This is a genomic window from Pseudomonas idahonensis (genome assembly GCF_037903935.1).
GTDB lineage: Bacteria > Pseudomonadota > Gammaproteobacteria > Pseudomonadales > Pseudomonadaceae > Aquipseudomonas > Aquipseudomonas danubii.
In genome coordinates, this window is sequence record NZ_CP149586.1 from 1,048,869 (window position 1) to 1,070,355 (window position 21,487).

The following is a 21,487-nucleotide window of genomic DNA, read 5'->3' on the forward strand; positions in this document are numbered from 1 at the left end:
TGCTGGAGTTCGGTATGAGTGAATCTGTGCGCTTGCAAGACAAAGTAGTGATCATCACCGGAGCCGGCGGCGGCCTGGGCCGGGCCCATGCCTTGCTGTTCGCCAGGCACGGGGCCAAGGTGCTGGTCAACGACCTGGGGGGCTCGGCCCAGGGCGAGGGCGCCAGTGCCTCGGCGGCCGATCGGGTGGTGGCGCAGATCCGCGAGGCTGGGGGCATCGCCGAGGCCAACCACGACTCGGTCACCGATGGCGAAAAGATCGTGCAGAACGCCCTGGATGTGTTTGGTCGGGTCGATGTGGTGGTCAACAACGCTGGCATCCTGCGGGATAAGACCTTCCACAAGATGGACGATGCCGATTGGGACCTGGTGTACCGGGTGCATGTCGAAGGCGCCTACAAAGTCACTCGCGCCGCCTGGCCGCATCTGCGGGACCAGGCGTACGGACGGGTGATCTTCACCGCGTCCACATCAGGCATCTACGGCAACTTCGGCCAGTCCAACTACGGCATGGCCAAGCTCGGCCTGTACGGCCTGACCCGGACCCTGGCCATCGAAGGGCGCAAGAACAACATCCTGGTCAACGCCATTGCCCCGACCGGTGGCACGCGGATGACCGAGGGCCTGATCCCGCCACAGGTGTTCGAGCAGCTCAAGCCGGAACTGGTGAGCCCGCTGGTGGTGTACCTGGGCAGCGAGCAGTGCGAGGAAACCTCCGGCCTGTTCGAAGTGGGCGGCGGCTGGATCGGCAAGGTGCGCTGGGAGCGCAGCCTGGGCGCCGGTTTTGATCCGCGCCAGGGCTTTTCGCCCGACGATGTGGCGGCGCACTGGCAGCAGATCTGCGATTTCGAGGGGGCGGCGCATCCCAAGGACAACATCGAGGCGCTCAAGGAGATGATGCAGAATCTGCAAAAGTACGCCCTCTGACGCTGCGTGGGTCAGCCTTGTCCGGCGCTGATCGGCGGGCGCTTTTTCCAGGCTTGAAAGCCGCCAGGCAATGACCCGCCGGAGCCTGGGCTCCGGCGGTTTTACTCCTGTGGCGTTCGTCTCTATGCTCGACGGCTGGCGAACGCACAAGGAGCGCTTGAGATGTATGAGTCAAAGGATCAGCCGGTACTGTCGCGACTGCTGTTTATCCGGCGTCTATGTGTTCACGGCCTGGTGGTTCTGGCCCTGATCAGCTTTTCGGTGTTGCTGGGTATCAGCGGTCTGCTGTACTTCGAGCAGGACATTTCCTTTCACGACGCCTTGTATGACGCAGCCATGATCCTCGGCGGCATCGGGCCCATCAACATGCCGCAAACCCCTGGCGGCAAACTGTTTTTTGCCACCTACGGGCTCTACACCAACCTGGTGTTCGCCGCCACTCTGGGCTTGATCCTGTCACCGGTGGCGCATCGTCTGTTGCACAAGTTTCATTACGACGATGGTGATGACGACACCTTGTAAGGCCAACTTGGCCGTTGTCTTGCGCGCATAAAAAAGGCCGCTGCAAGAGCAGCGGCCAAGGTAAGACGTTAGATCAAGGAGCTACAAAATCAACGTCGGTGAACCTGGGGTAGTGGCCTGGACTGAATCTTTTCAAGCCAACTGGAAGTCTGTTTCGGGCAACGGGCGGCGGGCTCTTTGCGCGGCAGTGGCGTGGCGTTGTTTGCCGTGACTGCGAGGTAAGAATAAGCCCTGGCATGACCTGGAAAAATAGCCATTCAGGACAAGGACTGTTACAGCTTGAGCAACAGTCCAGAGGGGCATAGCACCTGTATCGATGCACTTGATGGTCGCGTATCCAGCCCGTGGATACATCTCTGAACGGTCCCGGTGGCAAGGGCGCTAATCCTTTCGGGCGACAACTCGAATACCTCCTTGGTGCGCTTATCGGCCGTGGTACCCCGGCAGTAGGGTGAGGCCTCCTGTCACTCACCGGGGAAGACGCATGACAAGAACAACAATGCGCGCCATCTTCAAACCGCAGGCGCTGGCTGTCGCGGTAGCGCTGGGCTGCAGCGCTCAGGCGCAGGCGGTTTCGTTCAATATTGGGGAAATTGAAGGGCAGTTCGACTCGTCCTTGTCCGTTGGCGCCAGTTGGGGCATGCGCAATGCCGACCCTGCGTTTGTCGGCACCATCAACGGCGGCACCGCGCAGTCTTCCACCGGTGACGATGGCCGCTTGAACTTCAAGAAGGGCGAGACTTTCTCGAAGATCTTCAAGGGCCTGCACGACCTTGAACTCAAGTACGGCGACACCGGCGTCTTCGTGCGCGGCAAGTACTGGTACGACTTCGAACTCAAGGACGAGGATCGCCAGTTCAAACCCATCAGCGACCACAACCGCAAGGAAGGCGCCAAGTCCTCTGGCGCACAGATTCTCGACGCCTTCGTCTACCACAACTACTCGATTGCCAACCTGCCGGGTACCGTGCGCGCCGGCAAGCAGGTGGTCAGCTGGGGCGAGAGCACCTTCATCGGCAACTCCATCAACAGCATCAACCCGGTGGACGTCTCGGCCTTTCGCCGCCCCGGGGCCGAGATCAAGGAAGGCCTGGTGCCGGTGAACATGCTGTTCGCCTCCCAGGGCTTGACCAACCAGTTGACCGTGGAAGGCTTCTATCAGCTGGAGTGGGACCAGACCGTGGTGGACAACTGCGGCACCTTCTTCGGCAACGATGTGGTGGCCGATGGCTGCACCACCGGCTACACCGTCGGCAACCCGGCGATCGCACCGTTACAACCGGTGGCAGCGGCCTTCGGCCAGGGCTTTCAGGTGGCCCGCGAGGGGGTGATCCTGCCCCGCGGCGGTGACCGCGACGCCCGGGACTCCGGGCAGTGGGGCGCCGCTCTGCGCTGGCTCGGCGATGACACCGAGTACGGCCTGTATTTCATGAACTACCACGCCCGCAGCCCCGTGGTCAGCACCACCACCGCCAATGTCAGCCCGGCGACCCTGGGCGCGATTGCCGGCGCCGCCAACGGCATCGTTCCCGGTTCCGGCAGCGGCCTGGTGCAAAGCGTGATGCTCGGCCGTGGCCAGTACTACCTCGAATACCCGGAGGACATCCGCCTGTATGGCGCCAGCTTCTCTACCACGCTGCCCACCGGCACCGCCTGGACCGGCGAGATCAGCTACCGGCCCAATGCCCCGGTGCAGGTCAACACCAACGACCTGACCCTGGCCCTGCTCAACCCCATTGCCGGGGGTGCGGCTTCACCGATCAAGACCGCCATGGGCGCCGACAACACCGGCTACCGGCGCAAGGAAATCACCCAGATCCAGAGCAGCATGACCCAGTTCTTCGATCAGGTGCTGGGGGCCGATCGCCTGACCCTGGTGGGCGAGGCGGCGATCGTCCGGGTCGGTGGCCTGGAGGACAAAAGCAAGCTGCGCTACGGCCGCGACTCGGTCTACGGCCAGTACGGCTATGGCGGCGACACCGATGGGTTCGTCACCGCCACCTCCTGGGGTTATCGGGCCCGGGCCATCCTCGACTACAGCAACGTGATCGGCGGGATCAACTTCAAGCCCAACCTGTCCTGGTCCCATGACGTCAACGGCTACGGCCCCAACGGCTTGTTCAACCAGGGCGCCAAGGCCCTCAGCGTTGGTGTCGACGCCGACTACCGCAACACCTACACCGCCAGCCTCAGCTACACCGACTTTTTTGGCGGGCGCTACAACACCCTCACCGACCGGGACTTCCTCGCGTTGAGCTTTGGCGTGAACTTCTGAACCGGCACAAGAAGGAGCACTTGAATGCGCAAGATGATTCTGCAATGCAGCGCCCTGGCACTGGGCCTGTGGGCGGCCAACCTGATGGCTGCAGTGAGTCCGGAAGAAGCCGCCAAGCTGGGCACCAGCCTGACTCCCGTGGGGGCGGAGAAGGCCGGCAACGCCGATGGTTCGATTCCGGCCTGGACCGGCGGCATCCCGAAGAACGCCGGGGCGGTGGACAGCAAGGGCTTTCTCGCCGATCCCTTCGCCAATGAGAAACCGTTGTTCATCATCACCGCGGCCACGGCCGACAAGCACAAGGACAAGCTGTCCGCAGGGCAACTGGCGATGTTCAAGCGCTACCCGGACAGCTACCGGATTCCGGTCTACCCGACCCATCGCAGCGTCGGCCTGCCACCGGAAATCTACGAGTCGGCCAAGCGCAGCGCGCTGAACGTGACCACCACCAACGACGGCAACGGACTGGCCAACTTCACCGGCAACCGCTACTACGCCTTCCCGATTCCGAAGAGCGGCATCGAGGTGCTGTGGAACCACCTGACCCGCTATCACGGTGGCAATCAGAAACGCATCATCACCCAGGCCACCCCGCAGACCAACGGCAGCTACACCTCGATCCGTTTTGAAGAGGAAGTGGCGGCGCCGCAACTGATCCCCGACCTGGACCCGGCCAAGGGTGCCAACGTGCAGAACTTCTTCAAGCAGTCGGTGACCGCCCCGGCGCGGCTGGCGGGCAACGTGCTGCTGGTCCATGAAACCCTGGATCAGGTCAAGGAGCCCCGTTCGGCCTGGATCTACAACGCCGGGCAGCGCCGTGTACGCCGCGCCCCGCAGGTGGCCTACGACGGTCCGGGCACCGCCGCCGACGGCCTGCGCACCTCGGACAACTTCGACATGTTTTCCGGCGCCCCCGACCGTTACGACTGGAAACTGGTGGGCAAGAAGGAGATGTACATCCCCTACAACAGCTACAAGCTGGACTCGCCGAGCCTCAAGTACGACGACATCATCAAGGCCGGGCACATCAACCAGGACCTGACCCGCTACGAACTGCACCGGGTCTGGGAAGTGGTGGGCACGGTCAAGCCCAACCAGCGGCATATCTATGCCACCCGCCACATGTACATCGACGAGGACAGCTGGCAGGTGGCGCTGGTGGATCACTACGACGGTCGTGGCCAGCTGTGGCGGGTCGCCGAAGGGCATGCGCAGTACTACTACGACCATCAGGTCCCGGCCTACACCCTGGAAGCCCTGTATGACCTCAACGCCGGTCGCTACCTGGCCCTGGGCATGAAGAACGAGGAAAAGCACAGCCTGGAATTCGGCTTTGCCGCCAAGGCGGCCGACTACACCCCGGCCGCCTTGCGCGCCAGCGGGGTGCGCTAGGCAGCAGTGACGCACGAGGTGCAAAGGCGACCGCCCGGTCGCCTTTTTTATGGCAGAGGATCAGCCCGCTGAATACTTCTTCAACAGGTCGGGAGGTCGAGGCTAGGGTGGGGGCACGCTGGCTAAAACTATAAAAAGGCTCGCCGCAATGACTGCCATGACTCGTTGTCCAGAGCGTCCCGGGGTCATGCCCCGTTTGTCTTCCCATCATTCTCCACGCGACCACCTGAGTACGCCGTTGCTGGCCTCCAGTGCGCGGGTCAAGTTGTTGTGTGCCCCTGCCGGCAGCGGCAAGACCGCCCTGCTCAGCGAATGCCTGCAGCAGGCCCCCGCTTCGTGCCGGGTCATCTGGTTGCCCCTGGGCGGTGCGTGCCAGAGTCCTGAAGACTTGTGTCGTGTCCTGGCCGACGCCTTGGACCAGGCCGATGCCGATCCCGCCGCGCTGCTGTTACACCTGGCTCATCTGCCCAGTCCGGCCTGGCTGTGCATTGATGACTATTGCCGTTTGCCGGCTCCGGAGCTGGACGGGCTGCTGGACCGCTTGCTGAGCATCGACAACCCCTTGCTCACTTGGTGGATCGGCAGTCGCCGCCGCCCCCAATGCAACTGGCCACGCCTGTTGCTGGACGACCAGCTCTACGAACTGGACGGCAGCGCCCTGGCCTTCAGCCAGCGTGATATCGAGCAACTGCTGCAACGTTTGCCGCAACCTTTGTGTGCCCAGACCGCCAGCAGCATCCTGCAGCGCAGTGGCGGCTGGTGTGCCGGGGTGCGCATCGCCTTGCTCGATGGCAGCGAGCGGGTGACCCAACCCTGCAAGCCAGGGCGCCCCAATACCTTGCTCGAATACCTGGAGCATGAGCTGTTCAGCGTGTTACCGGCGGAACTGGCGGAAGTCTGGCAAGTGCTGGCCCAGATGCCGCGGTTCAATGCCGAGTTGTGCGAGCACCTGTTCGGCGCCGGAGAAGGGGCCCAGTACCTGCGTACCCTGCAGGACCTGGGCTGCTTTATCGAACCCTGGGAAGGCGGTGCCGACTGGCTGCAGGTGTTTGCACCCCTGGCCCGGCTGATGCGGCATGAGGCCTGGCCCGCCGGGCGCTCCTGGCATCGGCGGGCGTGCCAGTGGTTTACCGCTCAGGAGGATTGGCAATCGGCCTTTGAGCAGGCGCTATTGGCCCAGGAGTACGAAGTCGCGGTCAGCCTGCTGGAGCATTTCAATATTGAGTTCCTGTTCCAGCAGCACAATGGCTTGTTGCTGTTGCAACTGCATGAGCGCCAGGGCGCCGAGTTGCTGCTGGGCAGTCCGCAGTTACTGGGGTTGCTGGTGGCGGCCATGCTGTTTGCCGGACGCTTCGAACAGGCCGGGCAATGCATGGCCCAGATGGCACGGTTTGCACCGCAACCTTCGGCGGTTGAACAACGTCAGCTGCTGGCTCGCTGGCAGGCGCAGCAAGGGTGGCTGTTGCACCTGGGCGGGCGGATGGAGGCCGCGCGGCAGCACTTTCGCGAAGCCTTGAACGAGTTGGAGGACGGCGCCTGGACCACCCGTTTGCTGTGCCTGTCCGGCCTGACCCAGCAAGCGCTGTTGTGCGGCGAGCTGGAGGTGGCCCAGTCCCTCAATCGTGAGGCGTTGTGTCTGGCCCGGGCCCAGGATGCGTTGTTGTTCGAAGGCTTGCTGGAGCTCGATCATGCCCAATTGCTGGAACAACGCGGCGCGCCCCATCGGGCGCAAAGTTTGCTGGAGCAGGTGATCGAGCGTCTGTCCGGGCAAGCGCTGCGCGCCACGCCCTTGCTCGGGCGCCTGGCCTTGCGCCTCGGCCGGCTGGCGTTGCGCCAGGGAAACGATGGGCAAGCAGCCGAGTATTTTCGCCGAGGGCTTGAGGATTGCCTGGTCAGTCATGACAAGCGCGCCTTGTATGGCTTTCTCGGTGAGGCCCAGTTGGCGGCCAACCAGGGCGACTACGCCCAGGCGTTCGTGCGCCTGCGGGACGCCGAGCGGCTGATGCAGCAACGGCAGATCCCGGACACGGTCTACCGTGGCGTGCTGTTGCAGGTCAGCAGCCAGCTCTGGCTGCAGCAGGGCCGAGCGGAACTGGCTCACGAAGCCTTGAGCCGGGTGCTCCGGCACTTTCGTGGGCCCCAGGCCCTGCAGGCGCCGCCGGCCTCCCTGGAATTGATCCCGAGCATTGAGTACCTGCTGGTGCTGGCCGAGGTCCATCTGGGGCGGGCCCAGGCACCGGTGGCCACGTTGCAGGGGCTGCTGGCACGGGCCCAGCGCCACGGCATGCTGGGGCTGGAGGCACAGGTGCAATTGGCCCTGGCCGAGGTGGCTTTCATCCTCGGCGATCAAGCCTTGGCGGCGCAGGCGTTGCAGGCCGGGCAGGAGCGGGTGGCGCGCTGCAATCTGCCCCAGGCCCTGCACGAGTTGCGCCTGCGACAACCAGCGTTGTTGCAAGCACTGGACAGTCCGCCAACCACGCTCGCGGCGGCGCCGCAGGAGGATCACGACAGCCTGCTCAGCCTGCGGGAGTTGCAAGTGCTGCAATTGATTGCCCAGGGCTGCTCGAACCAGCAGATTGCCGAGCAGTTGTTCATCTCCCTGCACACGGTGAAGACCCACGGCCGCAGGATTCACAGCAAGCTGGGGGTCGAGCGGCGCACCCAGGCGGTGGCCAAGGCCCAGGCCCTGGGGCTGATGAGTTGAGGCGCGCCGGTTACTCGGGCTGCGGTTGATAACCCATGCGCCAGCTCACCGCAGAGCTGGCCGCCAGCAGGCGTTGGGCCGCGGGTCCATGTTCATCGGCGTGGAACAGCGACGTCGGCCCTACCACGGTCAGCACCGCGGCGATCTTGCCGGTGGCATCGAATACCGGCGCCGACAGGGCATCGACCCCAGGCATCAGTAAACCGTGGACATGGTGCAAGCCGCGCTGGCGGATCTGCTCGGCCAGTGCGTCGTGGACCTGCGGGTCGGCCAGGGCATGGGGGGCACCTGTGGAGAGTTCCTGCTGGCGCAGATCGAGGGTTTCCCGTTGTGGCAGGTAGGCGTTGAACACCAGCCCGGTGGATGAGCTGAGCAGGGGCAGCACCGAGCCCAATTGAGTGACCACGGTCACCGCTCGCACCGCCGGCTCGATGTGCACCACGGTCGCGCCCTGATTGCCCCACACCGCGAGGAAGCAGGTTTCGTTCAATTCGTCCCGCAGTTCCGCCAGGGGCAGGGCGCCTACCTTCAAGACATCCATGCTGCCCAGGGCCGCCAGCCCCACCCGCAAGGCTTCACGGCCCAGGCCGTAGTGATTGGTGGCGGTGTTCTGCTCGGCAAAACCGCTGGCGATCAACGCCTGCAGGTAACGGTGTACCTTGCTCGCCGGCATTTGCACATGTTCGGCCAGACGCGAAAGAGAAGTGGCCGGTGACAGTTCGGCCAGGGCCTTGAGGATGTCGGTGCCGACTTCGGCCGAGCGGACTTTCTGTTTACCGGTGCTGTCGCTGGTGCTGCGCGGCTTTTCCATGGAGGTGTCGGGGTCCCGTGACAAGTGGCGGTCTTTATAGCTTGACGCTCATAGGCAATCAAATTACGTTATGCGTAATTGGATTACGATAAAAATAACCCAGGCGTGCCGATAACTCTTGTGAAGGAGTGGTGGGCCCCTGCCTATTCCAACTTCCAGGAGGCTCCATGAACCTCGATTCTTCGGCGTCGGCCCTCAGCTACCAATCGGGCTTTGGCAATGAATTCGCCAGCGAAGCCCTGCCGGGCGCACTGCCCGTCGGCCAGAACTCCCCGCAAAAAGCCCCTTACGGCCTGTACGCCGAATTGTTTTCCGGCACCGCCTTCACCATGACCCGCAGCGAAGCCCGGCGCACCTGGATGTACCGCATCCAGCCCTCGGCCAATCACCCGGCGTTCGCCAAGCTCGAGCGCCAGTTGGCGGGCGGCTCCTTGGGAGAGGTGACCCCCAACCGCCTGCGTTGGAACCCGTTGCCGATTCCTGCCGAACCCACCGATTTCATTGATGGCCTGGTGGCCATGGTGGCCAACTCTGCAGCGCAGAGTCCTTCCGGCATCAGCGTCTATCACTACCGCGCCAACCGCTCCATGGAGCGGGTGTTCTTCAACGCCGACGGGGAAATGCTCCTGGTGCCGGAACAGGGCCGCCTGCGCATTGCCACCGAGCTGGGCGTGCTGGAGCTGGAACCCCTGGAAATCGCCGTGCTGCCTCGCGGCCTGAAATTCCGCGTCGAACTGCTGGACCCGCAAGCCCGTGGCTACATTGCCGAGAACCATGGTGCGCCGCTGCGCCTGCCAGACCTGGGCCCCATTGGCAGCAACGGCCTGGCCAATCCCCGGGACTTCCTGAGCCCGGTGGCCCACTACGAAGACCTCCAGCAGCCCACCACCCTGGTGCAGAAGTTCCTCGGCGAACTCTGGGGCTGCGAGCTCGACCATTCGCCGCTCAACGTGGTGGCCTGGCACGGCAACAACGTGCCCTACAAATATGACCTGCGCCGCTTCAACACCATCGGTACTGTCAGCTTCGATCACCCGGACCCGTCGATCTTCACCGTGTTGACCTCACCCACCAGCGTGCCGGGTCTGGCCAACCTCGACTTCGTGATCTTCCCGCCGCGCTGGATGGTGGCCGAGAACACCTTCCGTCCACCGTGGTTCCACCGCAACCTGATGAACGAATTCATGGGCCTGATCCAGGGCGCCTACGATGCCAAGGCCGAAGGCTTCCTGCCCGGCGGCGCGTCCCTGCACAGCTGCATGAGCGCCCACGGTCCGGACGGCGAGACCTGCACCAAGGCGATCAACGTCGAGCTGCAACCTTCGAAGATCGACAACACCATGGCCTTCATGTTCGAGACCAGCCAGGTGCTGCGCCCGAGCCAGTTCGCCCTGGAATGCCCGCAACTGCAGAACGACTACGATGCTTGCTGGGCCTCGCTGCCCGCCACCTTCAACCCGAATCGGAGATAACCCATGACCTCAACCATCACCCGTAGCTGGGTCGAGTCCGCCAACGGTCACCCCGACTTCCCGTTGCAGAACCTGCCCCTGGGGGTCTTCAGCACCCAGGGTTCGGCGCCCCGCAGTGGCGTTGCCATTGGCGAACAGATTTTCGACCTGGAAGCGGCGCTGGACGCCGGCCTGTTCGAAGGCCAGGCCAAGGCCGCGGTGCAAGCTGCCCGTGGTGGTCAGTTGAACGCTTTCTTCCAGCTTGGCCGTCCGGCCCGCGTCGCCCTGCGTGAGCGCCTGCTGGAACTGCTGGGCGAGGGCAGCAGCCTGCGCGGCAAGATCGAGGCCCTGGGCGCGAAACTGCTGCCCCTGGCGGCGGACTGCCAGATGCACCTGCCGGCCAAGATCAATGACTACACCGACTTCTATGTCGGCATCGAGCACGCGCAGAACGTCGGCAAGCTGTTTCGTCCCGACAACCCCCTGTTGCCCAACTACAAGTACGTGCCCATCGGCTACCACGGTCGCGCCTCGACCATCCGCGTCTCCGGTGCCGATGTGCGCCGGCCCAAGGGCCAGACCCTGCCGGCCGGGCAGAGCGAGCCGACCTTCGGCCCCTGCGCACGCCTGGACTATGAACTGGAACTGGGCATCTGGATTGGCCAGGGTAACGAGATGGGCGAGCCCATCGCGATTGGCGACGCCGCTGAGCACATTGCCGGTTTCTGCCTGCTCAACGACTGGTCGGCGCGGGATATCCAGGCCTGGGAATACCAGCCGCTGGGGCCATTCCTGTCGAAGAGCTTCATCACCAGCATTTCGCCCTGGGTGGTGACCGCCGAAGCCCTGGAGCCGTTCCGCCAGGCCCAGCCCCAGCGTCCTGAAGGCGACCCGCAACCCTTGCCTTATCTGCTGGACAAGCGCGATCAGGCCGCTGGCGGCTTCGACATCGAGCTGGAAGTGCTGCTGATCACCCAGGCCATGCGCGAGCAGGGCTTGCCGGCCCACCGCCTGACCCTGAGCAACACCCAGTACATGTACTGGACCGTGGCGCAGATGGTGGCGCACCACAGCGTCAACGGCTGCCAGTTGCAGGCCGGTGACCTGTTTGGTTCGGGCACCTTGTCCGGTCCGCAGAGCGGTCAGTTCGGCAGCCTGCTGGAGATCACCGAAGGCGGCAAGAAGCCCATCGAGCTGGCTTCCGGTGAGGTGCGCAAGTTCCTCGAAGACGGCGATGAAATCATTCTGCGCGGGCGTTGCCGCCGCGAAGGTTTCGCCTCCATCGGCTTCGGCGAATGCCGGGGCATGGTCCAACCGGCACGTTAAGGGAGAGCCCCATGCAGCTCTATACCTACTACCGTTCCACCGCCTCCTATCGGGTGCGCATCGCCCTGGCCCTCAAGGGCCTGGAATTCCAGGCCATCCCGGTCAATCTGCTGGTGCCCAAGGGCGGCGCCAACCGCCAGCCGGAGTACCTGGAGATCAACCCTCAGGGACGGGTGCCGGCCCTGCGCACCGACGACGGCGACCTGCTGATCCAGTCGCTGGCGATCATCGAGTACCTGGAAGAGCGTTATCCACAGGTGCCGCTGCTGTCCAAGGATCTGGTCAGTCGCGCCCGGGAGCGTGCGGTGGCGGCGATCATCGGCTGCGACATCCACCCGCTGCACAACTCCAGCACCCAGAACCTGCTGCGGGAATGGGGGCATGAAGAAGAGCAGTTGCTGGTGTGGATCGACCATTGGATCAGCCAGGGCCTGGCGGCCCTGGAACAACTGATCGGTGACCACGGCTTCTGTTTCGGCGATGAGCCGGGGCTGGCCGATGTGTTCCTGATTCCCCAGCTGTATGCCGCCGAGCGCTTCAAGGTGTCTCTGGATGAGTATCCACGGATTCTCCGAGTCGCAGCCCTGGCTGCGGCGCACCCGGCGTTCCAGGCTGCGCACCCGGCCAACCAGCCGGACACCCCGGCCTGAACCTGCACGCTGCCCCGGCGTGCGGGGCAGCGTGGCATCCGTATCACCCGAGCCCCGCAACGGGGCTTGAGCGGTCACCGCCTGTGACCTGCGCAACACTGCTGCTCATAACCATAAAAAATGAACAGGTACCTTGCGATGCAAAATCAGATTGCCAGCTTTCGTGCTGCGCTCGACGCCCGCCCGGTGTCCCGCTATCAGTGGTTGCTCCTGTTGCTTCTCGCCTTGCTGCTGGTCACTGACGGCTACGATGCCCAGGTCCTGGGTTATGTGGTGCCGGCCCTGGCCCAGGACTGGGGCCTGGAAAAGTCCGCCTTCGGCCCGGTGTTCAGCGCCAACCTGCTGGGCTTGACTCTCGGCTCTCTGGCAGTGACACCTCTGGCAGACCGGTTCGGGGTGCGACGGATCCTGCTCGGTTGCGTGCTGATCTACGCCAGCCTGACGGTGCTGATGGTGTTCGCCAATTCCCTCGACAGCCTGATGGCCGCGCGCTTTATCTGCGGGATTGGCATGGGCGGCGCCATGCCCAGCGCCATGGCCCTGATGTCCGAGTATTCGCCGCCACGCTTGCGCACCTTGATGGTGACCTTGGCCGCCTGCGGTTTCTCGTTTGGTGGTGCTGCCGGTGGTTTTGTCGCTGCCGGTTTCATCGACCGCTTCGGTTGGGAGGCGGTGTTCCTGGCCGGTGGGATCACGCCATTGTTGCTGTTTCCGTTCCTGGTCTGGCGCCTGCCCGAATCCCTGCCGCGCTTGCTGCGGGATGCGCCACCTTATGCGCGCTTGCGCAAGGTCACTGCGCAGATGCTCCCGGACTGGCAGCCACCGCCGGTTGTCAGCGACGCCAGTGAAGCACCGGCAGGCAGCAAGCTCACGGTGCTGGAGCTGTTCCGCCAGGGCTATGCGCGGCCAACGCTGCTGATCTGGTCGACGTTTTTTGTCAGCCTGATCCTCCTGTACTTCATGATCAGTTGGTTGCCGACCTTGCTGCTGGAAAGTGGCCTGGCCCTGAAACAGGCCAATCTGGTGACCTCGATGTTCCTCTTCGCCGGCACCCTGGGGGCGATCTGCATGGCCTGGTTCGCCGACCGCCTCAAGCGCAAGGTGCGCTTGCTGGCGGCCGTGCTCGGCGCCGCGGCCCTGTGCACGGTGTTGCTCGGCCTGAATCACGACAATCCGCGTTATCTGGTGGTGTTCGTGTTCGCCGCCGGTTTTTGCATCATCGGCGGCCAGCTGACCCTCAACGCCTTCGCCAGCAATTTCTATCCGGCTCAGGTGCGCGCCACCGGCACTGGCTGGGCGCTGGGGGTGGGGCGCTTCGGTTCGATCCTCGGGCCCTTGTTCGGCAGCCTGCTGTTGGCGATGCATATCCCGGTGCAGCAGATTTTCTTCTTCTGCGCGATTCCGGCGGTACTGGCGGCCTTGCTGATCATTCAGGTGCGCTCGCCGTCCGAGGCTCCCGCAGGTGGTGCGGGAGTGGCCCCCGAGCTGCAGGAAGCCCTCAAGTCCTGATGTGCTGTCGGTTCAGCGTGCCAGGTGCTTGATCATCGGCACGCAGGCCAGAGTCAGGCCCCGGGGCGACTGGTACTGGGCGATCCGCTCGCCGACGAAACCGCACTGACGATAGAAGTGGGCGGCGTTCAAGGTCGAGTCCAGGATCAGGTGCGGCAGCCCGGCTTGCAGGGCCCGTTCCTCAAGGTAGGCCATCATCTGCCGGCCAATCCCCTGGCCCATGTAGGCCGGGTCGACGAACACCGCGTCGACCTGTCCGGTCTCCAGGTCGAGCAGGCCGCTGGCGGTTACCTGGTTGTCGATGACGGCCACGTAGCCGGTGTTTTCCACCACTTCGATGAAGTAGTCCGCCAGGCTGCCGGCGGTCCATACCTGCAAGTCGGCGTCGGGGTAGTGGCCGCGGCACTGGTGGTTGATGGCTTGGTTACGAATGTCGAAGACCCGTTGCGCGTCGCCGCTATGTGCTTTTCTGATCAGCATGCTGTGCCCGTTCCGTGGAGTGAGCCGAGCATCCTGCCAGAGCCCGGTCCGGGATGCGATCAGTGGACCACGGTGTTGGGCGGCAGGTGCCCCAGGCGCTCGGTCAGGCGCAGGCGCTGGATCGGGTCGTCGCTGAGCAGCAAGGCGTGCTCCAGGTCGAAGCGCTCGGCATTCGGGCACTCCAGGCGTTGATAGAGGCTGGCCCGGGCCAGGTAGTCGGCGGCGCTGCCGTTGCCCAGTTCCAGCACGCGCTCGGCATTGATCAGGGCCGCCAGGTTGTCGTCGTAGGACAGGTGTAACTGGCGCAGATTGCGCGACAGGCGCTGGAACATCTGCAGCGGCTCGGCACTGGCCAGGTGTTCGGCACTGAGCTTGATATGGGCGCCGTACTGGCGTTGCAGCAGTTCCCGGCAGTCGGCGGGGTACAGTCGGCGTCCGCCGCAGGGATCGAGCAGATGGTCGGCGCCGGGCACCCGCAGCAGGAAGTGCCCGGGGAAGTTCACCCCCACCAGGGGAATCTGCAGCCGTTGTGCCAGCTCCAGGGCAATCAGGGCCAGGGCCAGGGGTTGCCCGCGGCGCGATTCCAGGACCTTGTCCATCAGCGCCGCCTGGGGGCGCAGGGGCAGGTGCTCGTCCTGCTGGAAGCCCAGGTCGTTCATGCGCCGCAACAGTGGCTGGCCCAGTTCGTTCGGCGGTAGATGAGGCAGGCTGCTGCCGATCTGCAGCTGGATCTCCTTGAAGGCTTCCAAGTGACGCTCGGGCACAAGTTTTGGTGCGTGCTCGGCGGCAATCCACAGGGCCGCTTCCAGCAGGGCTGGTGGCGAGCGGTGCAGGCAGGCGAAAAAGGCTTGGCGCGGGTTCATCTCAACCTCCGACGGATGCCTCGTTTTAGCCTCGTGGCGCAGGTTCGTCCAGTGCTGACACAGGTGGTAGCAGGTTATTTCCCAAAGCCTGTAAAAGCCCGCGGCTTATTCCTGCGTGGCGCAGCAAATTCCAGGCGCAAGCCTATACTGGCGACTACAAGAAGTGATTCGGGAGCCCGTCGATGTTCGCTCTCATGCACAGCACTCGCCTTGAATCGCTGCACCTCAGCGTCGACCCCAGCACCGGGTTGAAGGCAGTGATCGCCATCCACAACAACCGCCTGGGGCCTGCCCTGGGCGGTTGCCGTTATCTGGCCTATCCCGACACCACCAGTGCCGTGGAAGACGCTGCGCGACTGGCCCAGGGCATGAGCTACAAGGCGGCCCTGGCCGGCTTGCCTCAAGGCGGCGGTACCGCGGTGATCATCCGTCCCGCCCATGTGGAAAACCGCGCGGCGCTGTTCGAGGCCTTTGGCCGTTGCATCGAGCAACTGGACGGGCGCTACATCACCGCCATCGACAGCGGCACTTCGGTGGCCGACATGGACTGCATCGCTCAGCAGACCCGCTACGTCACCAGCACCAGCGCCGCCGGAGACCCGTCGCCCCACACCGCCATGGGCGTATTCGCCGGGATTCGCAGCACCGCCATGGCCCGCCTGGGCAGCGACAATCTGGAAGGCCTGCGGGTGGCAATCCAGGGCCTGGGCAACGTCGGCTTTGCCCTGGCCGAGCAACTGCACGCCGCCGGTGCCGAGCTGCTGGTCAGCGACATTGATGCCGGCAAGGTGCAGTTGGCCATGGAGCAACTCGGGGCGCATCCCGTCGCCAACGATTCGTTGCTCAGCACCCCTTGCGACATTCTCGCCCCTTGTGGCCTGGGCGCCGTGCTCAACAGCCTCAGCGTGGCCCAGTTGCGCTGCGCGGCGGTGGCCGGATCGGCCAACAATCAACTGACCAACCTGCAAGTGGCCGATCAACTGGAGCGGCGCGGGATTCTCTATGCGCCGGACTACGTGATCAATTCGGGTGGCCTGATCTATGTGTCCCTCAAGCATCGCAATGAGGAGCTTGCGGTGATCACCGCGCACCTGTCGAAGATCAGCCTGCGGCTGACGGAGATCTTCGCCCACGCCCAGGCGGAAAAACGCTCTCCGGCGCGGGTCGCGGACGAACTGGCGGAGCGGGTGCTGTACCGCTAGGTATCTGTGTCTTATCCCTTTGGCTCGCCCTCTGTAGTATCAGGGCACGGGAAAGGTTGCAGGGCTGAGCCTGATCCCTCAAAGGCCAACGACAAGGAATGAATTCGACGATGCCTCAAGTGCTGGATAGTGGCCTGGATGAGCAGTTGGCTTCGCTGTTGCGCAAAGGTGCGGATATTCAATCGATACGCCAGCTTCTTGAGCGGTACCGGGATCGGGGCTTTGGCGCGCAGGCGGTGTACAACTATCTGGCGTTGCTCAGGCACGACGCATCTGAAGAACTTGAAGACAGAATCCTGGAAGCCATGGATATAGCGTCCGGATACTGCTCGCCAGGCTGCAGGGTGTGGGAGGTTGTGCCATGACCCAGGCCCATACCGACAAACCATTGATCGGGTGTTCTGTCAGGGACCTGCAGTTGTACGCTGCGGCGTGCCTGGAGGCTTACTGCCTGAGCAAAGGTATTGCCCATCCTGCTGTTGATGACTTGCTAAAGTACCTTGAGAACTATCCGGAAAAAGATCGTTTACTGGCCTGGGACAGGGCCGGAGCGCAACTGGCATTGAATGGTCGAGGAGATGATTTGCCACAAAGCCTTATTGCTTTGATAGCGCCTGAAGATATCGAGGCGTTCTCCAGTATCGTCGACAGCGCGGTTGAGGTTGGAATGGTCGACCTGTATGGAGGCGCGACCGATTTGCCCGTGATTTTCATGGGCAAGATCACTGCGATATTGCGTCGCAACCTGATCGATTTGCCCGAGCCGAAAGGCGCGGCAGTCGTTTGACCGGCGGCTGCATCACGGGCACTCCTTGATCGGCAAACATGAAAAAAGCCCTGTGCCATGGACACAGAGCTTATTCAATTCGCGTAAAGCCTATTTCGCTGCCTTGGCCGCTTTCGCCGGTTTGGTCGGCGCCTCGACTTCAGCAGGTTGCTGCGCTTCAACCACCTCCAGCGCGGGAGCGGGGGCGCTGAGCAATTCGGACAACGCATCCGGCTGGCTCTTGAAGGCCCTGGCGAATACATCGCGGTTCTTCGCCATGTAGATCCCGGCTTCTTCCACCTGTTGCTCGCTCAGCGACGGCACGGCTTTTTGCAACACTTGCGCCAGCACTTCAGCCAGTTCGAGCATTTTGTCATGACGGTCAGCTTCGGCTTTATCCATGAACAAGCGCTCCAGATCTCGGCTGCTGCGGTATACCACTTCGACGGCCATTCACCACCTCACATGCCTTCACGATAATGGGTCTGTATAAATACTGTATCTATATACAGGTCGAGAGAATAGGCGAATCCTTTTCCCTTGGATAGTGGCTTTTTAATGTAGACGGAATTTTTTTCCCGGGTCGATTGTGATGGGGCCGTGCCTCGTTGCGGGCGGCCACCATCTCATTGACGGCTCCTGGCCTTTTTTCTGCATGCAGAACAACCGTCACGTCCAATCCGCATCATCCGGTCGAACCGACCTAAGGAAGAACCATCGTGAAAATCAATTGGGCCGAGAACCTACGGCAGAACGTCCATCAACTGGCCGAGTCCCTGGGCAACCTGTTTGTCGAGTCGTTCCATTACCTGGCGCTGTTCGCCATTGGCGCGGTGACTGCCTGGGCGGCGGTGATGGAATTCCTGCAGATGCTCGAGGCAGGCCACATCAAGATCGATGACATCCTGCTGCTGTTCATCTACCTGGAATTGGGGGCGATGGTCGGTATCTACTTCAAGACCAACCATATGCCAGTGCGTTTCCTGATCTACGTGGCGATCACCGCGCTGACCCGGCTACTGATTTCCAACGTCTCGCACCACAGCCCGCCGGACCTGGGGATCATCTACCTGTGTGGCGGCATCCTGCTGCTGGCCTTCGCCATTCTGGTGGTGCGCTACGCCTCGTCGCAGTTTCCCTCGGTGAAGATCGAACATCCGCAACGCAAGATCGGCGCGGGCTCCGGCGAGCACCCGGAAGTGGAGAAGGGCGAGCTCTAGAAACGCAAGGCCTGGGGCGCGGGCTTATGGCCAGCGGACGGCAGCAGTGCGAGGCTGTCGCCGTTGGTCATGGCTTCGAGGATGGCTACGGCGCTGTGGCCTTGCTCGATGGCGATGCCGAATTGAATGCTTTGCACCAGGCGCTTGATGCGCTGCGGGTCATTGCGCTGGGCTGCGCTGATCATGCGCTTGGCCACCACCCGGCCGGCCTGGGACAAGGTCAGCATGATGCTGCCGTCCAGGCCCTGGATGCTCAGGTTGACCTGATAATCCGGGGTGAAGGTGTCGGTAATCAGTTGAAAGGGGTTGTCCATGATGCGTCACCGCCTGATTGGATCGTGCAGTCATTGACTGGCAGGGCGCGGAATTAGTTCGCGATTCCAGACCGCTGGCCGGTCGTTTGCCGAGGTTTGCCTACGTCCGTGTTGCTCAAGGATGAACAAAGCAAGGGGCATGCCGGGAACCTCGCCGGGCAATGATTGCGGGGACAAAAAAGCGGACCACAAGGTCCGCTTTTTTTATTCCTGCCCGTTTCAGGGCACGACCGAGTAAATGATCGCAGACAGTGCGATCAGGCCGATCAGCACCACGAACAGGTTCGACAACTGGCCCGAATACTGGCGCAGCGAAGGCACCCGCTGGATCGCGTACATCGGCATCAGGAACAGCAGGCAGGCGATCACCGGTCCGCCCATGGTCTCGATAATGTGCAGGATGCTCGGGTTGAAGGTGGCCACGGCCCAGCAAGTGAGGATCATGAACAGCGCGGTGATCTTTTCCAGGCGGGTGGACGACAGCGAGCGCCCCCGCAGGTTTTTTACGATCAGCCCCTGAAAGCCTTCGCTGGCGCCGATGTAGTGGCCCAGGAACGACTTGGTAATGGCCACCAGGGCGATCAGCGGTGCGGCGTAGGCGATGACCGGGGTCTGGAAGTGGTTGGCCAGGTACGACAGGATCGAGATGTTCTGTTCCTTGGCCGCCACCAGGTCCGCCGGCGACAGGGCCAGCACGCAGCTGAAGCAGAAGAACATCACCGTCAGCACCATCATGGCGTGGGCCGTGGCCAGGATGCCGCTACTCTTGCGTTCGGCCTGGGCGCCGTAATGGCGTTTCTGATCCAGGGCGAAGGCCGAGATGATCGGCGAATGGTTGAAGGAGAACACCATCACCGGAATCGCCAGCCACAAGGTCTTGAAGAACAGCGGTAGGGGCATGCCCTCGCTGGCCGAGGCGAAGAACGCGCCGTTCCAGTTGGGAATCAGGCTCAGGGCCAGTAGCAGCAAGGCGGCGACGAACGGATAGACCAGCAGGCTCATGGCCCGCACGATCACGTCCTGGCCACAACGCACGATGGCCATCAGGCCGAGGATCAGCAGCAGCGACAGCAGCGCCCGAGGCGGCGGGGTCATGTGCAGCTGGTGCTCCATGAAGTTGCCCAGGGTGTTGGTCAGGGCCACGCTGTACACCAGCAGGATCGGGAAGATGGCGAAGAAGTAGAGCAGGGTGATCAGCTTGCCGGCACCGACCCCGAAGTGTTCTTCCACCACCTCGGTGATGTCCCCGGAGCGCCCGGAGAGGACGAAACGGGTCAGGCCGCGGTGAGCGAAGAAGGTCATGGGGAAGGCCAGCAGCGCCAGCACGATCAATGGCCAGAAGCCACCGACCCCGGCGTTGATCGGCAGGAACAGGGTGCCAGCGCCGATGGCGGTGCCATACAGGCCGAGCATCCAGGTGGTGTCGTGCTTGCTCCAGCCTTGCCGGGCTGTTGCGGTGTCGCGGGGTGTGGCTACTGCGGGATTTTCGGCAGCAGGTGTGGGTACATCGGTCATCGGTATCGCCTCGTTATTATTTTTGCTCGGGCTCACGTGTTACGGACGGTCAGGGAAGGCTCCTCAGCATTCCACCCAGCTCACTGCCAGGCCGCCCCGTGAAGTTTCTTTGTATTTGTCATGCATGTCGGCGCCGGTATCGCGCATGGTGCGGATCACCCGGTCCAGGGAAATGAAGTGTTTGCCGTCGCCGCGCAGGGCCATCTGGGTGGCGTTGATCGCTTTCACCGCGGCAATCGCGTTGCGCTCGATGCAGGGCACCTGCACCAGCCCGCCCACCGGGTCGCAGGTCAGGCCGAGGTTGTGTTCCAGGCCGATCTCGGCGGCGTTTTCCAGTTGCTCGGGGGTGGCGCCGAGGACTTCCGCCAAACCCGCGGCGGCCATGGCGCAGGCCGAGCCCACTTCGCCCTGGCAGCCGACTTCGGCGCCGGAAATAGAGGCGTTCTTCTTGCACAGGATGCCCACTGCCGCGGCACCGAGGAAAAAGTTCACGACGTCGTCGTCAGAGGCCTGGGGATTGAACTTCATGTAGTAGTGCAGCACCGCCGGGATGATCCCCGCCGCACCGTTGGTAGGAGCGGTGACCATGCGCCCGCCGGCGGCGTTTTCCTCGTTTACCGCCAGGGCGTAGAGGTTGACCCACTCCATGGCCGAGAGGGTCGAGGTGATGACATTCGGCTTGCCGATTTCCAGCAGGCTGCGGTGCAGCTTGGCGGCGCGCCGCGGGACATCGAGGCCGCCAGGCAGGATGCCTTCGTGGCGCAGGCCCTGTTCGACGCATTCGCGCATCACCGACCAGATATGCAGCAGGCCGCTGCGGATTTCGGCGTCGCTGCGCCAAGCCCTTTCGTTGGCCAGCATCAGCTCGCCGACCCGCAGCTTGTGGGTCTTGCACAGCACCAGCAGTTCAGCAGCGCTGTTGAAGTCGTAAGGCAATTCGACGCTGGCGCCGGCTTCAGTTCCGGCCTCGACCTGGGCGGCCTCGATGATGAAACCACCACCTACCGAGTAGTAGGTCTGTTCCAGCAGCGTGCCTTGCTCGCCTGAGGCGGTCAGGGACATGGCGTTGGGGTGGTAGGGCAGGCTTTGGTCCAGCAGGAGCAGGTCCTGTTGCCAGTCGAAGGCGATGTTCGTGCGCCCACCCAGCCGCAATTGGCCACTGTCGCGCAGTTGCTGGATGCGTGGGCCGATGCTGCCCGGGTCGATGCTGTCGGGCCATTCGCCCATCAGTCCCATGACGCTGGCGCGGTCGGTGGCATGGCCGACACCGGTGGCGGAGAGGGAGCCGTAAAGGCGGATCTGCACCCGCTGTACCTGATCCTCCAGGCCCAGGTCGAACAGCGCCTGGGCGAAGGTGGCGGCGGCGCGCATCGGGCCCACGGTGTGGGAACTGGAGGGACCGATACCGACTTTGAAAAGATCGAAAACACTGATAGCCATGCTAAAGCCTTACAAGCAATGGAAGGTGGATCGCTGCCATTTTTTGTAGGCCAAGCGCAATGTCGGCGATACTGCCCGGGTCGGTCGGAACTGACCAACGAAACTTCCTAAGAGATCCTTT

At 63.2% G+C, this 21,487-nt stretch carries 19 protein-coding genes and 1 pseudogene; 13 read left to right on the forward strand and 7 right to left on the reverse strand.

Annotated features, from left to right (window positions below):
• Positions 1-14: 14 nt before the first annotated feature.
• From WIN67_RS04750 to WIN67_RS04770, 5 genes are all read left to right on the forward strand, one after another.
• Positions 15-926: an SDR family oxidoreductase gene (locus WIN67_RS04750; RefSeq protein WP_102879066.1), complete on the forward strand. Its 912-nt coding sequence runs from the start codon at positions 15-17 to the stop codon at positions 924-926.
• A 162-nt stretch (positions 927-1,088) separates the two neighbouring features.
• Positions 1,089-1,448, forward strand: a complete 360-nt coding sequence (locus tag WIN67_RS04755; RefSeq protein WP_102861188.1) for a hypothetical protein — start codon at positions 1,089-1,091, stop codon at positions 1,446-1,448.
• A 484-nt stretch (positions 1,449-1,932) separates the two neighbouring features.
• Complete coding sequence (locus WIN67_RS04760) at positions 1,933-3,723, forward strand: DUF1302 domain-containing protein (RefSeq protein ID WP_123393735.1); 1,791 nt, start codon at positions 1,933-1,935, stop codon at positions 3,721-3,723.
• Positions 3,724-3,747: 24 nt separating this feature from the next.
• Positions 3,748-5,115 carry a DUF1329 domain-containing protein gene (locus WIN67_RS04765; RefSeq protein ID WP_339070692.1) on the forward strand — a complete coding sequence of 456 codons (1,368 nt, stop codon included), beginning with the start codon at positions 3,748-3,750 and terminating at the stop codon, positions 5,113-5,115.
• A 148-nt stretch (positions 5,116-5,263) separates the two neighbouring features.
• Positions 5,264-7,819 (forward strand): LuxR C-terminal-related transcriptional regulator, encoded by a 2,556-nt coding sequence (locus WIN67_RS04770; protein WP_339070693.1) that lies wholly within the window; start codon positions 5,264-5,266, stop codon positions 7,817-7,819.
• Positions 7,820-7,829: 10 nt separating this feature from the next.
• Here the strand turns inward: WIN67_RS04770 and WIN67_RS04775 are convergent, their stop codons facing one another.
• The gene (locus tag WIN67_RS04775; RefSeq protein ID WP_102861192.1) at positions 7,830-8,630 is read right to left on the reverse strand and encodes an IclR family transcriptional regulator; all 801 of its coding nucleotides are present in this window, start codon (positions 8,628-8,630) and stop codon (positions 7,830-7,832) included.
• Positions 8,631-8,797: 167 nt separating this feature from the next.
• Here WIN67_RS04775 and hmgA point away from each other — a divergent pair, with 167 nt between their 5' ends.
• From hmgA to WIN67_RS04795, 4 genes are all read left to right on the forward strand, one after another.
• On the forward strand, positions 8,798-10,102 hold the full coding sequence (gene hmgA / locus WIN67_RS04780) for a homogentisate 1,2-dioxygenase (RefSeq protein WP_268561090.1): 1,305 nt from the start codon (positions 8,798-8,800) through the stop codon (positions 10,100-10,102).
• 3 nt (positions 10,103-10,105) lie between these two features.
• A complete protein-coding gene (gene fahA, locus WIN67_RS04785) occupies positions 10,106-11,407 on the forward strand; it encodes a fumarylacetoacetase (protein WP_339070695.1) in 1,302 nt (433 codons plus the stop codon).
• An 11-nt stretch (positions 11,408-11,418) separates the two neighbouring features.
• Complete coding sequence (gene maiA, locus WIN67_RS04790) at positions 11,419-12,057, forward strand: maleylacetoacetate isomerase (protein WP_213664749.1); 639 nt, start codon at positions 11,419-11,421, stop codon at positions 12,055-12,057.
• A 138-nt stretch (positions 12,058-12,195) separates the two neighbouring features.
• Positions 12,196-13,566, forward strand: a complete 1,371-nt coding sequence (locus WIN67_RS04795) for an aromatic acid/H+ symport family MFS transporter (RefSeq protein WP_339070697.1) — start codon at positions 12,196-12,198, stop codon at positions 13,564-13,566.
• Positions 13,567-13,578: 12 nt separating this feature from the next.
• Here the strand turns inward: WIN67_RS04795 and WIN67_RS04800 are convergent, their stop codons facing one another.
• Both WIN67_RS04800 and WIN67_RS04805 read right to left on the reverse strand, forming a co-directional pair.
• A complete protein-coding gene (locus WIN67_RS04800; RefSeq protein ID WP_300246425.1) occupies positions 13,579-14,046 on the reverse strand; it encodes a GNAT family N-acetyltransferase in 468 nt (155 codons plus the stop codon).
• A gap of 59 nt (positions 14,047-14,105) precedes the next feature.
• The gene (locus WIN67_RS04805) at positions 14,106-14,909 is read right to left on the reverse strand and encodes a SirB1 family protein (protein ID WP_110596037.1); all 804 of its coding nucleotides are present in this window, start codon (positions 14,907-14,909) and stop codon (positions 14,106-14,108) included.
• 182 nt (positions 14,910-15,091) lie between these two features.
• Between WIN67_RS04805 and WIN67_RS04810 the strand changes: the two genes are divergently transcribed.
• The 3 genes from WIN67_RS04810 to WIN67_RS04820 all read left to right on the forward strand — a co-directional run bounded on the left by WIN67_RS04810 (position 15,092) and on the right by WIN67_RS04820 (position 16,898).
• The gene (locus tag WIN67_RS04810) at positions 15,092-16,111 is read left to right on the forward strand and encodes a Leu/Phe/Val dehydrogenase (protein WP_306394709.1); all 1,020 of its coding nucleotides are present in this window, start codon (positions 15,092-15,094) and stop codon (positions 16,109-16,111) included.
• Between the two features lie 98 nt (positions 16,112-16,209).
• On the forward strand, positions 16,210-16,476 hold the full coding sequence (locus WIN67_RS04815) for a hypothetical protein (protein ID WP_272753407.1): 267 nt from the start codon (positions 16,210-16,212) through the stop codon (positions 16,474-16,476).
• A complete protein-coding gene (locus WIN67_RS04820) occupies positions 16,473-16,898 on the forward strand; it encodes a hypothetical protein (RefSeq protein ID WP_339070698.1) in 426 nt (141 codons plus the stop codon). The genes WIN67_RS04815 and WIN67_RS04820 overlap by 4 nt, the downstream gene beginning before the upstream one ends.
• Before the next feature lie 177 nt (positions 16,899-17,075).
• Here the strand turns inward: WIN67_RS04820 and WIN67_RS04825 are convergent.
• A pseudogene (locus WIN67_RS04825) lies at positions 17,076-17,330 on the reverse strand (YebG family protein); the annotation flags it as partial.
• 266 nt (positions 17,331-17,596) lie between these two features.
• On the opposite strand from WIN67_RS04825, the gene WIN67_RS04830 reads away from it, so the two are divergent.
• A complete protein-coding gene (locus WIN67_RS04830) occupies positions 17,597-18,097 on the forward strand; it encodes a phosphate-starvation-inducible protein PsiE (protein WP_102861203.1) in 501 nt (166 codons plus the stop codon).
• On the opposite strand, the gene WIN67_RS04835 is transcribed toward WIN67_RS04830, so the two are convergent.
• From WIN67_RS04835 to WIN67_RS04845, 3 genes are all read right to left on the reverse strand, one after another.
• Complete coding sequence (locus tag WIN67_RS04835; RefSeq protein ID WP_102861204.1) at positions 18,094-18,411, reverse strand: DUF3509 domain-containing protein; 318 nt, start codon at positions 18,409-18,411, stop codon at positions 18,094-18,096. The two genes, WIN67_RS04830 and WIN67_RS04835, sit on opposite strands and share 4 nt — an antisense overlap.
• 219 nt (positions 18,412-18,630) lie before the next feature.
• Entirely contained in the window at positions 18,631-19,926 is a 1,296-nt protein-coding gene (locus WIN67_RS04840; protein ID WP_102861205.1) for a serine/threonine transporter, read from the reverse strand.
• 63 nt (positions 19,927-19,989) lie between these two features.
• Positions 19,990-21,366 (reverse strand): L-serine ammonia-lyase, encoded by a 1,377-nt coding sequence (locus tag WIN67_RS04845; protein ID WP_339070699.1) that lies wholly within the window; start codon positions 21,364-21,366, stop codon positions 19,990-19,992.
• Positions 21,367-21,487: the final 121 nt, after the last annotated feature.

Coding starts and splice junctions, on each gene's coding strand:
- WIN67_RS04750 (WP_102879066.1), top strand. CDS start 15: ATGAGTGAATCTGTGCGCTTGCAAGACAAAGTAGTGATCATCACCGGA.
- WIN67_RS04755 (WP_102861188.1), top strand. CDS start 1,089: ATGTATGAGTCAAAGGATCAGCCGGTACTGTCGCGACTGCTGTTTATC.
- WIN67_RS04760 (WP_123393735.1), top strand. CDS start 1,933: ATGACAAGAACAACAATGCGCGCCATCTTCAAACCGCAGGCGCTGGCT.
- WIN67_RS04765 (WP_339070692.1), top strand. CDS start 3,748: ATGCGCAAGATGATTCTGCAATGCAGCGCCCTGGCACTGGGCCTGTGG.
- WIN67_RS04770 (WP_339070693.1), top strand. CDS start 5,264: ATGACTGCCATGACTCGTTGTCCAGAGCGTCCCGGGGTCATGCCCCGT.
- WIN67_RS04775 (WP_102861192.1), bottom strand. CDS start 8,630: ATGGAAAAGCCGCGCAGCACCAGCGACAGCACCGGTAAACAGAAAGTC.
- hmgA (WP_268561090.1), top strand. CDS start 8,798: ATGAACCTCGATTCTTCGGCGTCGGCCCTCAGCTACCAATCGGGCTTT.
- fahA (WP_339070695.1), top strand. CDS start 10,106: ATGACCTCAACCATCACCCGTAGCTGGGTCGAGTCCGCCAACGGTCAC.
- maiA (WP_213664749.1), top strand. CDS start 11,419: ATGCAGCTCTATACCTACTACCGTTCCACCGCCTCCTATCGGGTGCGC.
- WIN67_RS04795 (WP_339070697.1), top strand. CDS start 12,196: ATGCAAAATCAGATTGCCAGCTTTCGTGCTGCGCTCGACGCCCGCCCG.
- WIN67_RS04800 (WP_300246425.1), bottom strand. CDS start 14,046: ATGCTGATCAGAAAAGCACATAGCGGCGACGCGCAACGGGTCTTCGAC.
- WIN67_RS04805 (WP_110596037.1), bottom strand. CDS start 14,909: ATGAACCCGCGCCAAGCCTTTTTCGCCTGCCTGCACCGCTCGCCACCA.
- WIN67_RS04810 (WP_306394709.1), top strand. CDS start 15,092: ATGTTCGCTCTCATGCACAGCACTCGCCTTGAATCGCTGCACCTCAGC.
- WIN67_RS04815 (WP_272753407.1), top strand. CDS start 16,210: ATGAATTCGACGATGCCTCAAGTGCTGGATAGTGGCCTGGATGAGCAG.
- WIN67_RS04820 (WP_339070698.1), top strand. CDS start 16,473: ATGACCCAGGCCCATACCGACAAACCATTGATCGGGTGTTCTGTCAGG.
- WIN67_RS04835 (WP_102861204.1), bottom strand. CDS start 18,411: ATGGACAACCCCTTTCAACTGATTACCGACACCTTCACCCCGGATTAT.
- WIN67_RS04840 (WP_102861205.1), bottom strand. CDS start 19,926: ATGACCGATGTACCCACACCTGCTGCCGAAAATCCCGCAGTAGCCACA.
- WIN67_RS04845 (WP_339070699.1), bottom strand. CDS start 21,366: ATGGCTATCAGTGTTTTCGATCTTTTCAAAGTCGGTATCGGTCCCTCC.